The following is a 16,711-nucleotide window of genomic DNA, read 5'->3' as shown; positions in this document are numbered from 1 at the left end:
ATTGTGTTATTTAAAAAAAATTAAATAATTATTCTTTATTTTTTTCTTTTTGTAACTTATAATGATGATAGATTTTTTTATAATAATGGGAAATGGAAACAGGAGAGATAATATGATAGAAAAAGATTCTTATGTACTAGTTATTGGAGCATCCATAGTTGATATATTAGGCTTTAGTAGAAATACATATAAAGGAAAAGACTCTAATCCGGGAAATATTAAAATATCACTTGGTGGTGTTTGTAGAAATATTGCAGAAAATCTTGCAAGGGTTGGAGTTAGAACTAAGTTTATATCAACTATAGGTGATGATGAAAATGGTAGAAATATTTTATCACATTCAAAAATGATAGGTTACAATATGGAAGATTCGTTAATACTTGAAGGCGGATGTACTCCAACATACATGGCTATTTTAGACCATACAGGTGATATGGTATCAGCAGTAGTTGACATGGAAAGTTTAGATGAAATGGATACTGATTTTATTGATTCTAAAAGTCACATAATAGAGGCTGCAGAATACACTATACTTGATGCTGATGATGCAGAATTACTTGAATATATACTTAAAAAATATGAAGGAAAAACAAAATTTATATTAGATCCAGTATCAGCGGCTAAAGCTAGAAATATAAAACATTTAATTAAATATTTCCACACAATAAAGCCAAATAGATATGAAGCTGAAATACTTTGTGGTTTTGAAATAAAAACTAAAGATGATTTAGAAAGAGCAGGAAAATACTTTTTAGATCAAGGAGTAAAAAATATATTTATAAGTTTAGATGCAGATGGCATATATTATACAAATGGAGTAGAAGTTGGAAAAATAAAAGCTAAAAAAGTTAAAGTTAAAAATACAACTGGAGCTGGTGATTCATTTGTCGCAGGAGTTGGATATGGATATATGAATGGATTATCATTAAAGGATACCGTTAAATATGCAATTGCAATGTCAACAATAACTATTTCCCATGAAGATACTATAAATCCTAAAATGAGTAATGACTATGTAGATGTATATCTGAACAAAATTGAGTGGGAAGAAAATACATATTAATTATAAAAATAGCTAAAGGTAAATCCTTTAGCTATTTTTATAGATAGGAGAGTGGTAAAGTGATTATAATAAGCGCATGCCTTTGTGGGTGTAATTGTAAATATAATGGTAAAAATAATAAAAATGAAAAATGTTTAAATTTATTTAAAGAAGGGAAAGCGATTTTAGTATGTCCTGAACAATTAGGGGGATTAAGCACTCCTAGAATACCTTGTGAAATTATAAAAAAAGAAGGAAATCTTACAGTTATTAATAAATTAGGTGAAGATTTGACGGAAAACTTTAATAAAGGTGCAGAAGAGGCTTTTAAACTTGCAAAACTTATAAATGCAAAATTTGCAATATTAAAAGATGGTAGTCCATCTTGTGGAAGTAATTTTATATATGATGGAACATTTACAAATAATAAAATTAATGGTTTTGGAGTTACAGCAAAAAAATTTATTGAAAATGGAATAGAAGTTTTTTCAGAAAATAATATACCAGAAAATATTTAATATAAATTAGTAGTATAAATACTATCTATTTTAGGAATAATTAAAAAGAGTTTCAATAAAAATAGGAGGTATTTATTATGGCAGAACTAAATATAACTGAAAGAAAAAGAGTTACTCATAGTGGTAGAAAAACTAGAAATAAGGGGTTAGTGCCTGGAGTAGTTTATGGAAAAGAAATGAAAAATTTTATGTTTGAGGTATCTTCTTTAGAACTTTGTAGAGAAGTAGCAAATGTTGGGGAACATGGAGTTTTAAGTTTAAATATTAATGGAAATAAAAGAGATGCGTTAATAAAAGAAGTTCAGAGGGAACCTGTAAATCATGAAATAATACATTTAGATTTAGAACTTATAAGCTCTAATCAAAATATTGAAACGGAAGTACCAATACAATATTTAGGAGAAAAATATTTAAATAATAAAGGGGCAGTTTTACAAAAAGAAAAAGATTCAATAAAAGTTTCATGTGATTTAAACTCTATTCCAAAATCAATTAAATTTGATGTGTCAAAGGGAATGAATGGAGATGTATTTAGAGTTTGTGATTTAGAAATTGCAGAGGAACTTAATATTTTAGATGATTTAAATTCTGTTATGGCTTCAATATCAAATGAAAGAAAGTTAACATCAGATTTAATGGATGAAGAACAAAAAGCTAACAATTCAGAAAAAAATAAATAAAAGTAAATTTTTATTTAAGCGGAGGATTTACCTCCGTTTATTTATTTATACTAAATTACTTTACTTAAACAAGGTATAAAAAATAACTTTATTATTTTATTAGTAAAATTTTTACTATATAAAATAAATATTAAATATGATTCAAGATAGAGTTTTAAAAACTTTTAATTTAAAATATAAAAACTAACATTGAACTACTTAATATAAATATGTTAAAATTTATACTTGAAAATATATTATATTTTATATTAAAATTTAAAACTATTAAGAGTAATAAAAATATGTTTTTTAAAAATAATTTTTATATATAGTAAAATTATATATTATATTTAAAGAAAATGTATAAGCTTAATTAAAAATAAGTTGAAATTTAAGCTATCATCTTATATAGGTGGTAGCGATATTTTTATATAGGTGGTGAACAAATGGATTATAAAGCAGTATTTAAAGAGAAATTAGGAAAGCTTTTATTCTTAGAGATTGATAAGGAAGGATTTAAAAATATACTAAATATACCAGAATATATTTCATTTAATAGTAAGGAGTTATTTGTACCAATAAGTTCTGAATACATAACAAGTAATATAGATGATAAAATAAAAATAGAAAATTTACCTATATATTATTTTGTAGAAGGTATGCTTTTAACTTTAGGAGCTGATAGAAATATAAAATATGCAGATGATTATAATATATTACTTATGCAAATACCTCAAAGTGAAGAATGTGGAAAAAGTTTAGTAGCACAAAGAGTTAAAGAGGATAGATTAGATGATGCTTATCTTATATTAAAAGGATTACTTGATTTTGAAGAAAAGGAAGAATATATGGAAAAGTTGCTTCTTCTAGGTGTTAATTTAAGAGAGAAAGACAAGGCTTTTGAAGAGATTTTACTAGAAGATATAGAAGAAGCTAAAAAACTATTTGGAAATATGAAAGAACCTTATTTATATAAAGCAATAATATTAAAAGATAAAAATGATTATGTTGGAGCTAAGGTAGAAATCAATGAGTATTTAAGAAGAGGTGGAGAACAAACTTCTGAAATAGAAATGCTTATGGATGATATAGAAAATGTAACAACATATGAAAAGGCTGTGGAGTTAGTTGAAACTGAGCCAGAAAAATCTATTGAATTATTTTTATCATTAGTAGATAAATTTGATAGTAATCCATTAATATATTATTACTTAGGTGTTTGCTTTAGAAAATTAGGTAAACATGATAAAGCTATATATTATTTATGTGAAAGTATAAAAATAGAAAGCGGAATACTTGAAGTTGTAAATGAGCTTGGATTAAATTATGCTTGTATAGGAGAATATAATTTAGCAATACAATATTTTAAAAAAGCTTTTGAAGCTTCAAAAGAAGTTGAAATTTGCACAAACATAATAATGTGTTACTTAAATATTGGTAATATTAAAGAAGCAAAATTACATTTAGAAATTGCAAAAAAATTAAATAGTGAAGATGAAATTGTTAAAAAGATTGAAAAATTATTAGAAAATGAAAAAGATAATTAAATATAGCTTTTAAGGAGGAGTCAAATGTTATTTAAAGATTATAAAATACAAGAATTTGTAAATGAATTAGCTTCAGATGCTCCATCTCCAGGAGGAGGAAGTACTGCAGCATTTGTAGGAGCATTGGCAGGATGCTTGAATAATATGGTATACTCACTTACAATAAATAAAAAGTCATTTGAAATATTAACTGAAGAGAAAAAACAAGAAATGATAAAATTTGAAAATGAATGTAACAATTTTATTTCAAATTGTGTAAATTTTATGGAGGAAGATAGAACTTGTTTCAATAACTTAATGAAATGCTATAAACTCCCTAAAAATACAGATGAAGAAAAAGAGTACAGAAAATCTGAATTAAAAGCTAAAACATATGAAGCTATGATATCACCTCTTAAAGTTTGTAGAGAATGTATTAAATTTTATGAAAATATAGAATTTGCAATAAAATATGGTAATAAAATGCTTATATCAGATGCTGGAGTTTCAGCAAGTTTATTACATTCAGCTATAGAAAGTTCTATAATAAATGTGAAAGTTAATTTAAATTCATTAAAGGATGAGGAATATTTTGATGAAATAAAATTAGAGTTAGAAGATATTTTAAATAAATCTAAGGAATATAAAAATAAAATATTAAAAGATGTAAATAATTATATATTTTCTTAAAATGATTATAGAGTGAAGTTTTAACTTCACTCTATAATCATTTTATCTGGTAAATCATTTAAAGTTTTAAATTCATAACCATCTTGTTGTAAAGATATAATTAAATCTTTCAATATTTTTGTATTTGTATCAGATACAGCATGTAATAACATTATACATCCTGGATGGACACCATTTTTAATTTTTTTCATAGCAAATTCAGGATTTGGTTGATCATTAACTAACCAATCTCTATATGCAAAACTCCAAAAAATTGTTTTGTAACCTAACGCAGATGTTTTATCTAACGAGCTTTTAGAGTATTTTCCCATAGGTGGTCTAAAGAATTTCGGCATATCTTCACCAATAAGTTCTTTGTAAGCTTCATTTACACTATTTATTTCCTCATTAAATTTAGAAACATCTGTTATACTTGCCATTGATGGATGTGTATTTGTATGATTACAAACTAAATGCCCTTCTTTAACCATTCTAGTAACTGTACTAGCATGAGAAGTTATATAAGGTTTAACAACGAAAAAAGCTGCTTTTACATTTAAGGATTTTAATATGTCTAAAATTTCTTCTGTGTTTCCTTTTTCATATCCTTCATCAAATGTTAAATATAATTCTTTTTTTGTTGTATCTCCAACATAAAAAGAATTACTATCTTTTAAAAATGTTGCTGATTCTTTTGGTGCTTCAGGAGTTTTATTTTTTTCTCTAGAAACAAAGTACCAATTAAATTCAGTATTATCATTAGAAGAAAAGGCTAAAGGTGTAGCGCTTACTAATAAAGTTAAAATAAATGAAAAAATAAATAAAAGCTTTTTAAAATGCTTTTTCAATATAAAACCTCCTTTCTTAAAGGTCATAATTAGTATTAGGAAAATTTTAAAAAATAAACATGGTAATATTTAAGATTTAATGATAAAAAATTCAAAAGTTGAAAATTAATATTATGTAGAGTATAATTTATGGGTATAAGTAAAAGTTAGAAAGGAATGTACATAATGAAGTTAGGAATCGTAGGTTTACCGAATGTTGGTAAGAGTACTTTATTTAATGCTATAACAAAGGCAGGAGCGGAGTCAGCAAACTACCCATTCTGTACTATAGAGCCAAATGTTGGAGTAGTTAGTGTCCCAGATAAAAGATTAGATGTATTAGAAAAAATGTATAATACGAAAAGAAAAGTATATACTTCAATAGAATTTTATGATATAGCTGGATTAGTTAAAGGAGCTTCAAAGGGTGAAGGATTAGGAAATAAATTTTTATCACATATAAGAGAAGTAGCTGCTATAGTTCATGTGGTTAGATGTTTTGATGATGGAAATGTTGTTCACGTTGAAGGTTCAGTAGATCCTATAAGAGATATAGAAACAATAAATTTAGAGCTTATATTCTCAGATTTAGAGGTTTTAGAGAGAAGAATGGAAAAGGCTGTTAAGCTTGTAAGATCAGGAGATAAAACAGCTAAAGCTGAATATGAGATAATGGAAAAAGTTAAAGCTCACTTAGAAAATAATTTACCTGTTAGAACTTTAGACGTTAATGAAGATGAAGCAGCATTTATAAAAACTTTATTCTTAATAACATCAAAGCCTGTATTATATGCTTGTAATGTTTCAGAGGACGACGTAGTAAGTGGAAACACTCATAATGAATACGTGAAAAAAGTAGAAGAATATGCTACAAATGAAAATTCAGGTATAGTTATAGTAAGTGCTAAAATAGAAGAAGAACTATCAGGACTTGAAGATGAAGAAAAAGAAGAAATGCTTGGTGAATATGGTTTAAGTGAATCAGGACTTGATCAACTTATAAGAGAAGGTTATAAATTATTAGGACTTATAAGTTATTTAACAGCTGGTGTTCAAGAAGTAAGAGCATGGACTATAAGACAAGGTACTAAAGCACCACAAGCTGCTGGAAAAATTCATTCAGATATTGAAAGAGGATTTATTAGAGCAGAAGTTGTTTCATATGATGACTTAGTAGAATGTGGATCAGAAGCTGCAGCTAAAGAAAAAGGTCTTTTCAGATTAGAAGGTAAAGAGTATGTTATGAAAGACGGAGATGTTGTAAACTTTAGATTTAATGTTTAATAAAATATAACTATAAAAAAGGTGGAGAATATTCTCCACCTTTTTTATAGTTATATTTTAAATTTATGGCGGGAATATGTAGGAATCGAACCTACCTATGACGGTATTAGCGCCACAACTCGGTGTTGAAGACCGGTAAGTACACCAGAACTTATCTATTCCCTTAATAGAACTATTTTATAAAAAATATAATTAAAAGTCAAACTATTGAAAAATATACTTTTAAATGAAGGAAATTAATAATAATTATAGAATAACTATAAATAAATAGCTAAAAATAGAATATAGTAGTTGAAAGTATATAAAAATAAATGTAAAGTATAATAGAGAAAGTGAAAATATGTATTAAAAATAAGTTCAAACAGAATAGTATAAACTGTTAATTAATTTTATATAATTTAGTAGCTTAAATTACAGCAAAAAGAGGAGAATAATATATGGAATTTAAACACATTTCAGTTCTTTTAAATGAATGTTTAGAAGGGTTAAATATAAAAAAAGATGGTAAATATGTTGATTGCACACTAGGTGGAGCTGGACATTCATCTCAAATAATTAAAAGATTAGATAAAGACGGACTTTTAATTGGAATAGATCAAGATAAAGATGCATTAAAAGCTGCATCAAAAAGACTAGAACAATATAATAATAAAATATTAGTTCACAATAACTTTTACAATATAGGTGAGATAATAGATAGTTTAAATATAGGAAATGTAGACGGAATATTAATGGACTTAGGAGTATCATCATATCAATTAGATGAAGGTGAAAGAGGTTTTAGCTATATGCAAGATGCACCTTTAGATATGAGAATGAATAGAGATAATGAATTTTCAGCATATAATGTTGTAAATGAATATAGTGAAGAAGAATTATTTAAAATTATAAAAGATTATGGAGAAGAAAAGTTTGCAAAAAGAATTGCTAATTTTATAGTAGAGAGAAGGTCAGAAGGTCCTATAAATACAACTTTAGAATTAGTTGACATAATAAAAAGTGCAATACCAGCGAAAGCTAGAAGAGAGGGACCTCATCCAGCAAAAAGAACTTTTCAAGCGATAAGAATAGAAGTTAATGGAGAATTAAGAATATTAAATAAGGCTATAGAAGATGGAGTTGAAAGATTAAATAAGGGTGGCAGAATGGCTATAATAACATTCCATTCTTTAGAAGATAGAATAGTTAAGTTGAAATTTAGAGATCTTGCAAATCCATGTAAATGTCCTAAAGAGTTTCCTATATGTGTTTGTGGAAAGAAACCAACTGTTAAATTAGTAAGTAGAAAGGCAATAGAGCCAAGCAAAGAAGAAGTTACTGAAAATCCAAGAAGTAGAAGTGCAAAGCTTAGAGTTATTGAAAAGCTATAATTAAAATATTATGTTATAATTTTAAGGGGATGTGAATAAAGTGATAGTGAAGGATTTTGATTATGTTAGAGGGAATACTGCAGTAAAACCTCAAAGAAAATACGATGACATAAAAAAAGATAAGCAAAGAAAGAATCAAAAAAACAATAAAAAGAAAAAATTAGCTACGTTACAAAAAAAGAAAAAAATAAATTCAACTATTCAAGTTGCATTAGTTATATTTGTTTTAGGGGTTGCTACAATTTGGAGAGATACAAAAGTTTATAATTTACAAACACAGGTTGGAAATATAAGTAATGAAATAAAAGTTGTAAACAATGAAAATGAAGCATTAAGGGTAGATTTATTGAAACATTCATCACTTAAAGGAATAGAGGAAAAAGCAAAAAGTAAATTAGGTATGATTCCACCAGCTAAAGCTGATAAGGTAAATATCGATTTATCAAAAGATTGTTTAAATAGACTAGCAAGATAGATTTAAAGAGTTTAAAAAATATTTGGATGCACTTTCAATATTTTAAAGTGCATCCAAAGTGTTTTAGCAATTATACGGAGGAGTTAAAGTGAAAAAAAGAGGCTTTGTTGATAGAGCTCTAACTAGAAAAAGGATTGGAGTCGTTGTAGGTTTTTTAACATTAATATTTGTAGTTTTGACAATTAGATTATCTTATATAATGATTGTTAAAAGACAAGATTATGAAGCAAGAGCTGAAGAACAATGGACAAGTGAAGTTAAGATTGATGCAAGAAGAGGAAGAATATTAGATAGAAATGGATCAGAACTTGCTGTTTCAGCAAATGTATATAGAGTAGATTTTGATTTAAATTCTATAAGAGCATATTTAAAAGATAATGAATTAACAAATAGTCAAATAGCACCTAAAATAGCAGAAGCTCTTAATATGAAAGAAGCTGATGTTTTAAAGAAACTTGAAACTAAATTACCAAGTGGTGCTCCAGCTGGATCAGCAACTTTAGTGAGAAGAATAGAAAAAGACCAAGCTGATAAAGTTAAAGATTTAAAAATACATGGTGTTATAGTTTCACCAGATACAAAGAGATATTATCCAAATAATAATTTTGCAGCTCATCTTTTAGGTAGTACTAATATAGATGGTCAAGGATTAACGGGAGTAGAACTTCAATATAATAAAGAATTATCAGGAATACCAGGAATGAGAATTGCAGAATTAGATAGTAAGAGTAATGATTTACCATATACAATATCAAAATTTGTTCCTCCAGTTGAAGGAAAAGATGTTGTTTTAACTATAGATGAAAATATTCAGTTTTTTGCAGAAAAGGCAGCAGAAAAAGCTTTAAAGGATAATAAGGCAAAAGCAACATCAGTTTTAGTATTTAATCCTAAAAATGGTGAAATATTAGCTATGGCAAATAAGCCAGATTTTAACCCTAATAATCCTTTTGAAGGTGCTGATAAATTTACAGGAAAAACAGAGTATGATAAAGTTCAAAAAATGTGGAGAAATAGACTTGTAAATGATACATTTGAACCAGGTTCAATTTTTAAAGTAATAACGGCAATTGCTGCTATGCAAGAAGGTGTTGTAAAACCAGACGATACATTTGTATGTAACGGAGGTTTAACATTTGGAAAAAGAAAAATAAAATGTTGGAAAACTACAGGACATGGTAAGTTGACATTTCCTGAAATAATTCAAAATTCATGTAACGTAGGATTTATGGAACTTGGTGAAAAGATTGGTAAAGATAAATTATATAAATATATTGATAAATATGGATTTGGTAAAAAAAGCGGTATAGACCTTCCTGGAGAAGCATCAGGAATAATAAAGAATCCTAAAAATATTTCAGCAACAGATTTAGCTACAATATCATTTGGACAAACTAATACTGTAAATTCTGTTCAATATATGTCTGCCTTTAATGCTATTGCAAATGGTGGTACATTAATACAACCTCATATTATGAAAGAAATAACTCATAAAGATGATAGTGGAGTTGAGGTAGTAGATAGAAAGTTTGAGCCAACAGAGAAGGCTGTTTCAGATAAAGAGACTACAGCACAACTTAGACAATACTTAGAAAGAGTTGTTACAGCAGGTTCTGCAAAGGGTACATTTATAGAAGGATATCATATTGGTGGAAAAACTGGTACTGCTCAAAAGGTTAATCCAGAGAATGGTACTTATGAACAAGGTAAATATATATCTTCATTTGTAGGTATGGCTCCAGTTAGTGATCCAAAGATAACAGTTATGATAACAATTGATGAACCAAGTAATGGAGCATATTATGCTGGGGTTGTAACAAGTCCTGTGGCAAAATCTTTATTTACTGATATTTTTAATTATTTAGAAAGTGACTTTTCTAAAGAGAATGATTCAGCTATAATTAGAGATGCTATAATACCAGAAGTAAGAGGTAAAAGTATTGAAGAGGCTAAAAAGATTTTAAAAGATTCAAAGTTAGATTATAATATAGAAGGAAATGGAACAACAGTAAAGAGTGTTAAACCATATCCAGGCTATTCAGTTAAGGAAGGTACTAAGGTAACATTATATACTAATGGAAATGATAATAACAAAGAAGCTGTTATAATGCCTGATGTTAGAGGGTACTCAAAAGATGCTGCATCAAATCTTTTAAAAGGTCTTGGAATATCTGCTATTTTTGAAGGTGAAGGCAAAGTAACTGATCAAAATGTACCTAGTGGAGAATTAATTAATAAGGGAACTAGTGTTAAGTTAACATTAAATTCAGATTATAAAGATTAGATTCTTTAATTGTTATAGCATGTAAGGGTTATCCTTACATGCTATTTTAAAGAGTAAATGTAATTATAGCTAAGTAAAGTGCATATTATTAAAGGAGATGATTAAATGAATTTAGCTAAATTATTAGATGGGTTAAATTATAAATTAATAAAAGGGGATATAGATAGAGAAATAAATAAAATTAACTATGATAGTAGAAAAGTACAAGATAAAGATGTTTTTGTATGTATAAAGGGATTTGAAAGTGATGGACATAAATTTGTAGATAGTGCAATAAAAAAAGGTGCTAAAGTTATTATTTGTCAAGATGAAATAAATATAAATGAAGATGTTACAATAATAAAATTTGATGATACAAGAAAAGCACTTGCAAGTATAGGAGCTAATTACTATGGAAGACCTTCTGAAAAATTAGAAATAATAGGTATAACAGGAACTAATGGTAAAACTACAACAGCCTTTATGATAAAAAGTATATTAGAAAGTTTAGGAGAAAAGGTAGGACTTATAGGAACTATTGCTAACTACATAGGGGATAAGCAAATAAAATCAGAAAGAACAACACCAGAATCATTGGAGTTACAAGAATTATTTTGTAATATGGTAAACGAAGGTGTTAAATATTGTGTTATGGAAGTATCTTCACATTCTTTAGAATTAGATAGAGTTTATGGAGTGAAGTTTAAAACTTCAATCTTTACTAATTTAACAAGAGATCATTTAGATTTTCATAAAACATTTGAAAATTACTATAAAGCAAAATATAAATTGTTTGAAAGAACAGAAGTAAGTATAATAAATATAGATGATAAATATGGTAATAGAATAACAAAAGATTTAGAAAAAGAAAATATAAATAATTACTTAACTTACAGTATAAAAAATAATGCTGATATAAAGGCTGAAAATGAAAAGCTAGAAAGTATGGACATAATATTTGATTTAAAAGTTAAAGATGAGAGAGAAAAAAATATTCTACTTCCTATTCCAGGGGAATATAACGTATATAATGCATTAGGGGCTATTGGTGCATGTTATTCACTTGGTATATCATTAGAAAATATAAAAAAAGGATTAAAAGAAATAGTTGTACCAGGTAGATGTGAAAGGGTAGCTAGAAAGTATAATCTTCCATTTGAAATAATAATAGATTATGCACATACTCCAGATGGATTAGAAAATATATTAAAAACTGCAAGACAATTTACTAAAGGAAATTTAATATCAGTATTTGGTTGCGGTGGAGATAGGGATAAAGTCAAGAGACCACAAATGGGAAAAATAGGTGTAGATTATTCAGATATTGCAATAATTACATCAGATAATCCAAGAAGTGAAGAACCTGAATTAATTATAAAAGATGTAATACAAGGAATAGATAAAGATAATTTTATTAAAATAACAAGTAGATACGAAGCTATAGAAAAGGCTATAAATATTGCTAAAAAAGATGATGTAATTGTTATAGCAGGTAAAGGTCATGAAACGTATCAAATTTTAAAAGATAAAACAATTCATTTTGATGAAAGAGAAGTAATAGATGAAATTTTAAAAAAGAACTAGGGGTGTAGTTATTATGGAAATGACATTTGAGGAGTTACTAAAATATAGCGAAGGAGAAATAATTTTAAATAATAAAAATAAAAAATTCAATAAATTATCAACTGATACTAGAAAAATTGAAAAAGATAATATATTTTTAGCATTAAAAGGTGAGAATTTTAATGGAAATAAGTATGTTAAGGAAGCTTTCGAAAAGGGTGCTTCAATAGCTATAGTTGATGAAGTTTTATATAATGAAGAAGAAATAAATGGTATTGTAATTAAAGTTAAAGATACAAAGAAGGCTTTATTAAGCATTGCAAGAGGATATAGAGAAAAGTTAGGAATAAAAGTAGTTGCCATAACAGGGTCTACAGGAAAAACATCTACTAAAGATTTGGTAAGTGCGTTTTTAAGTGGAAAATATAAAGTTTTTAAAACAAAAGGGAATTTTAATAATGAAATAGGACTTCCACTTATGGTATTAGAACTTGATAGTTCAATTGATGTTGCTGTTCTTGAAATGGGAATGAGTAATTTTAATGAAATTCATAATCTTGCCGAATGTGCAAAGCCTGATATTGCTATGATAACTAATATAGGAGTTTCTCATATAGAAAATTTAAAAACTAGAGAAAATATATTAAAAGCGAAGATGGAAATAACTGATTTCTTTAATAAAAATAATATTCTTATATTAAATAGTGAAGATGATATGCTTCAAACTGTTAATAGCAATATGTATGAAATAATAAATATTGGATATAATCAAAATTGTAATTATTTTGCTAAAAATATTAAATTAGATAAAGAAACAACATCTTTTGATTTTAACTATAATGGAGAAATGAATACAATAACATTACCAATGGTAGGTATTCATAACGTTCTAAATGCTTTACTAGGTATTGCTGCATCATATAAATTAGGTTTAACAGTAGATGAAATAAAAGAAGGTCTTAAAAATTTAGAGGCTACATCTATGAGATTAGAATTTATAGAAAATGAATTTGGAATAGAAATAATTAATGATTGTTATAATGCTAGTCCAGATTCTATGAAAGCAGCTCTTGATGTATTAAAAAATAGAGAAGGAAAAAGAAAAATTGCAATACTAGGCACTATGAGAGAATTAGGTGATGAAGCTAATAGATGTCATAAAGAAGTTGGAGAGTATGCAAAAGATAGAGTTGATTTACTTGTATCATGTGGTGAACATATAGATGATTTCAAAGAAGGTTTTGAAAAAGATAAAATAAAATTATATAATACAAAGGTAAATTTAATAAACGACTTAAATTCAATTATTAAACCTGGGGATGTAGTATTAGTTAAAGCATCAAGAGGAGAAAAATTCGAAGAAATAGTCGAAGAATTAAAAAATATAAAATAACAACGAAGGAGGTGAACTACTAAAGTAGATTTCTTTAGTAGTAAAGATGGGGGAATTTTTAAGTAGTTTTAGTAGTCCATTTATGGTATTAGCATTAGCGTTAGTATTAGGTTTTGTTATATCAATAGTATTAGGACCAATATTTATACCAATGCTACACAAATTTAAGTTTGGCCAAAACATAAGAGAAGAGGGGCCAAAAAGCCATTTTAAAAAAGCTGGTACTCCAACAATGGGAGGAGTTATATTCATAATATCAGTTACAATTGTAATGTTTGTTATGAGATATAAATTATCAGATGAAGGTATGATAATATTATATTCAATGATAGCTTTTGGGTTTATTGGATTTTTAGATGATATGTTAAAGATAATACACAAAAATAACTTAGGATTAAGAGCATGGCAAAAGATGTTATTACTTTTATTATTTTCAATAGCAATGGCTTATTATAGCTATAATGTTCTTGGAACAAGTATAGTAATTCCATTCTTAGGAATAGATTTAAACCTTGGAATAATATATATTCCATTTGTAATTTTATATTATGCAGGAGCGACAAATGCTGTAAATCTTACTGATGGTTTAGATGGATTAGCTTCAAGTGTTACAGTTATAGTTTTAATATTCTTTAGTATAATGTCTTATACACAAGGTAATTATCAAATAACAGTATTTTGTGTAGCTTTAATAGGAGCACTTTTAGGTTTCTTAAAATATAATAAATATCCAGCAAAAATATTTATGGGTGATACTGGGTCATTAGCATTAGGTGGTGCTGTTGCAAGTATAGCTTTACTTTTAAAGAATCCAATTATTCTTGCAATAGTTGGAGGAATATATGTTTTCGAAACTTTATCAGTAATAATACAAGTAGTTTCATTTAAAACAACTGGTAAAAGAGTATTTAAAATGGCTCCAGTTCATCATCATTTTGAACAATTAGGCTGGTCAGAAAAGAAAGTAGTATTTGTATTTTCATTAGTAACTATTATCCTTTGTATTATAGGAGGTTTATCACTTTAATAATATATAGCGGAGGAAGTTTTGTATGAGAAAATTAAGACCCAAAGGGAAGAGAATGGGTGAAATTGATTATGGTGTGTTTTGTACCATAATATTATTACTTGCTGTTGGGGTTGTAATGGTATATTCAGCAAGTTCTTATTATGCTATGTTTCATAATAATGATAGTATGCATTATTTGAAAAGACAGCTTATATGGAGTGTTTTAGGTGTTGTATCTATGATGATTATGATGTCAGTAGATTATCATAAGCTTAAGAAGATAATACTACCATTAATCCCAATAACTATATTAGCATTATTAGCTGTTTTTGCTTTTCCGGGTGTTAATGGAGCAAAAAGATGGATTCAACTTGGACCACTTTCATTTCAACCTTCAGAACTTGCAAAATATGTAGTTGTACTTTATTTAGCAATGTTTTTAGAAAGAAAAGGAGATTATGTAAAAAGTCTAAAAAAAGGTGTAATTCCTTGCTTTTTAATTGCTGGTATATTTGCAGGTTTAGTACTTGCTGAGAAAAATTTAAGTATAGCTTCAGTTATTATGATTGTTACGTTTATAATGGTATATTCATCAGGTGCTAGAAATCAGCATATGTTTGGCCTTGTTATGCCAACTTTAGGAGCGGCGGCAGCAGCATTTGCATTTTTAGAACCGTATAGAAGAGCAAGAATGTTAAATTTTATAAATCCTTGGAAGGATCCAGCAGGAAATGGATATCAATTAATACAGTCATTCTATGCATTAGGAGCTGGTGGAGTAACAGGTTTAGGACTTGGGCAATCAAGACAAAAGATGCTTTATATGCCAGAGCCACATAATGACTTTATATTTTCTATAATAGGAGAAGAATTAGGGTTAATAGGTTGTATAGTAATCATATTATTATTTGTTGTATTTGTTTGGAGAGGAATAAGAGTTGCTATAAAAGCTAGGGATACTTTTGGAAGTCTTTTAGCTATAGGAATAACATCCGTTATAGCAGTACAATCTATAATAAATATAGCTGTTGTTACTGGATCAATGCCAGTAACAGGAGTTCCACTACCATTTATAAGTTATGGAGGAACATCCCTTGTAATCAACTTAATAGCTATGGGTATATTACTTAATATATCAAGACAAGTTGAAGGCAAAGAAAAGATTAAGAATATAAATGAAAAAAAGGCTTAGTAGTGATAACACTACTAAGTTTTTTAATGGGCAATATAAAATAATTAATTCCTTGTTAAGAATTTTTTGATGAAAATTTATATGAACAATGGTATTATATTAATGTATATATAAAATATGTGAGGATAGGTAAATGTATGGGAACATCAGAAAATAGATATATAAAAAAAGCTAGACGGAAAAGGATGATAAAGCGAAGTATTTTTATATTAATTTTAATATTAGTTGCATTAGGATTATTTATCACAAAATCAAATATGTTTTTAATAAAGAATATAGAAGTAAGTGGAAATAAATTAATTTCTAAAAATCTTATAGTTGATAAACTTCAAGGTGTTAAGGGAGAAAATATATTTTTTGTTAAAAGTAATGATATAAAAACAAAACTTAAATCAGATCCATATATAAATGAAATTTCTATATCAAGAAAGTTTCCATCAACACTTAAAGTTGATATTACAGAAAAGAATGTAGCGTATTATGTAAAATCTAATAACGGATATGATATTATAAGTTCTGATTTTATTTTTTTAGAAAAAGTAAATAATTTAAATGGAAAAAATTTGATAGAAATAACAGGGTTAAACTCTGGAAATGAAACTTTAGGAAGTAAATATATTGACACTAAGGATGATACAAGGTTAGAAGATTTTCTAAAAGAATTGTATAAGATAAAACAAGCAAATACTACAAAACATAATATAACTAATGTTAATGTTTCAAATCTTAATTCAATAATAGTATATTTTGGTACTACTGAAGTAAGGATTGGAAATGGAGATGATTTAGTTAAAAAAATGAATGATGCTCTAAATATTTTAAGTGGGTTAAAAGAACAAAAAGTTGATATGAAAAATGGATATATAGATGTAAGTTTTGAAGGAGCTCCTGTAATTAGAGAGAGAAAATAGAGGAGGTTAT

15 protein-coding genes and 1 tRNA gene are annotated in these 16,711 nt (G+C 27.0%); 14 read left to right on the top strand and 2 right to left on the bottom strand.

The window, feature by feature from the left end:
• Nucleotides 1–112 precede the first annotated feature (112 nt).
• The 5 genes from Q4E08_RS04920 to Q4E08_RS04900 all read left to right on the top strand — a co-directional run bounded on the left by Q4E08_RS04920 (nucleotide 113) and on the right by Q4E08_RS04900 (nucleotide 4,435).
• Nucleotides 113–1,063: a carbohydrate kinase family protein gene (locus Q4E08_RS04920; protein WP_303129038.1), complete on the top strand. Its 951-nt coding sequence runs from the start codon at nucleotides 113–115 to the stop codon at nucleotides 1,061–1,063.
• A 59-nt stretch (nucleotides 1,064–1,122) separates the two neighbouring features.
• A complete protein-coding gene (locus tag Q4E08_RS04915; protein WP_303129036.1) occupies nucleotides 1,123–1,560 on the top strand; it encodes a DUF523 domain-containing protein in 438 nt (145 codons plus the stop codon).
• A 77-nt stretch (nucleotides 1,561–1,637) separates the two neighbouring features.
• Nucleotides 1,638–2,240: a 50S ribosomal protein L25 gene (locus Q4E08_RS04910; RefSeq protein ID WP_303129035.1), complete on the top strand. Its 603-nt coding sequence runs from the start codon at nucleotides 1,638–1,640 to the stop codon at nucleotides 2,238–2,240.
• A 425-nt stretch (nucleotides 2,241–2,665) separates the two neighbouring features.
• The gene (locus Q4E08_RS04905; RefSeq protein WP_303129033.1) at nucleotides 2,666–3,766 is read left to right on the top strand and encodes a M48 family metallopeptidase; all 1,101 of its coding nucleotides are present in this window, start codon (nucleotides 2,666–2,668) and stop codon (nucleotides 3,764–3,766) included.
• Between the two features lie 24 nt (nucleotides 3,767–3,790).
• Nucleotides 3,791–4,435: a cyclodeaminase/cyclohydrolase family protein gene (locus Q4E08_RS04900; RefSeq protein WP_303129030.1), complete on the top strand. Its 645-nt coding sequence runs from the start codon at nucleotides 3,791–3,793 to the stop codon at nucleotides 4,433–4,435.
• Nucleotides 4,436–4,461: 26 nt separating this feature from the next.
• On the opposite strand, the gene pdaA is transcribed toward Q4E08_RS04900, so the two are convergent.
• A complete protein-coding gene (gene pdaA / locus Q4E08_RS04895) occupies nucleotides 4,462–5,262 on the bottom strand; it encodes a delta-lactam-biosynthetic de-N-acetylase (RefSeq protein WP_368410162.1) in 801 nt (266 codons plus the stop codon).
• A gap of 165 nt (nucleotides 5,263–5,427) precedes the next feature.
• Here pdaA and ychF point away from each other — a divergent pair, with 165 nt between their 5' ends.
• Nucleotides 5,428–6,525, top strand: coding sequence for a redox-regulated ATPase YchF (gene ychF / locus Q4E08_RS04890; RefSeq protein WP_303129028.1), 1,098 nt, complete (start codon nucleotides 5,428–5,430; stop codon nucleotides 6,523–6,525).
• A gap of 66 nt (nucleotides 6,526–6,591) precedes the next feature.
• Here the strand turns inward: ychF and Q4E08_RS04885 are convergent.
• Nucleotides 6,592–6,688: transfer RNA gene (locus Q4E08_RS04885), tRNA-Sec, on the bottom strand.
• A 274-nt stretch (nucleotides 6,689–6,962) separates the two neighbouring features.
• Here Q4E08_RS04885 and rsmH point away from each other — a divergent pair.
• The 8 genes from rsmH to Q4E08_RS04845 all read left to right on the top strand — a co-directional run bounded on the left by rsmH (nucleotide 6,963) and on the right by Q4E08_RS04845 (nucleotide 16,701).
• Nucleotides 6,963–7,895 (top strand): 16S rRNA (cytosine(1402)-N(4))-methyltransferase RsmH, encoded by a 933-nt coding sequence (gene rsmH / locus Q4E08_RS04880; protein ID WP_303129026.1) that lies wholly within the window; start codon nucleotides 6,963–6,965, stop codon nucleotides 7,893–7,895.
• A 40-nt stretch (nucleotides 7,896–7,935) separates the two neighbouring features.
• Entirely contained in the window at nucleotides 7,936–8,370 is a 435-nt protein-coding gene (gene ftsL / locus Q4E08_RS04875) for a cell division protein FtsL (protein WP_303129025.1), read from the top strand.
• A gap of 88 nt (nucleotides 8,371–8,458) precedes the next feature.
• Nucleotides 8,459–10,654 carry a stage V sporulation protein D gene (locus tag Q4E08_RS04870; RefSeq protein WP_303129024.1) on the top strand — a complete coding sequence of 732 codons (2,196 nt, stop codon included), beginning with the start codon at nucleotides 8,459–8,461 and terminating at the stop codon, nucleotides 10,652–10,654.
• Between the two features lie 105 nt (nucleotides 10,655–10,759).
• A complete protein-coding gene (locus Q4E08_RS04865) occupies nucleotides 10,760–12,217 on the top strand; it encodes a UDP-N-acetylmuramoyl-L-alanyl-D-glutamate--2,6-diaminopimelate ligase (protein WP_303129023.1) in 1,458 nt (485 codons plus the stop codon).
• 13 nt (nucleotides 12,218–12,230) lie between these two features.
• Nucleotides 12,231–13,589, top strand: a complete 1,359-nt coding sequence (gene murF / locus Q4E08_RS04860; protein WP_303129021.1) for a UDP-N-acetylmuramoyl-tripeptide--D-alanyl-D-alanine ligase — start codon at nucleotides 12,231–12,233, stop codon at nucleotides 13,587–13,589.
• A 46-nt stretch (nucleotides 13,590–13,635) separates the two neighbouring features.
• On the top strand, nucleotides 13,636–14,616 hold the full coding sequence (gene mraY, locus Q4E08_RS04855; protein WP_303129019.1) for a phospho-N-acetylmuramoyl-pentapeptide-transferase: 981 nt from the start codon (nucleotides 13,636–13,638) through the stop codon (nucleotides 14,614–14,616).
• Between the two features lie 25 nt (nucleotides 14,617–14,641).
• Nucleotides 14,642–15,790, top strand: coding sequence for a stage V sporulation protein E (spoVE, locus tag Q4E08_RS04850; RefSeq protein ID WP_303129018.1), 1,149 nt, complete (start codon nucleotides 14,642–14,644; stop codon nucleotides 15,788–15,790).
• A 137-nt stretch (nucleotides 15,791–15,927) separates the two neighbouring features.
• Nucleotides 15,928–16,701, top strand: a complete 774-nt coding sequence (locus Q4E08_RS04845; protein WP_303129016.1) for a cell division protein FtsQ/DivIB — start codon at nucleotides 15,928–15,930, stop codon at nucleotides 16,699–16,701.
• Nucleotides 16,702–16,711 lie beyond the last annotated feature (10 nt).

This window comes from Clostridium sp., assembly GCF_030532265.1.
Taxonomy (GTDB): Bacteria; Bacillota; Clostridia; order Clostridiales; family Clostridiaceae; genus Clostridium.
This window is presented reverse-complemented; position numbering and strand designations above follow the sequence as displayed.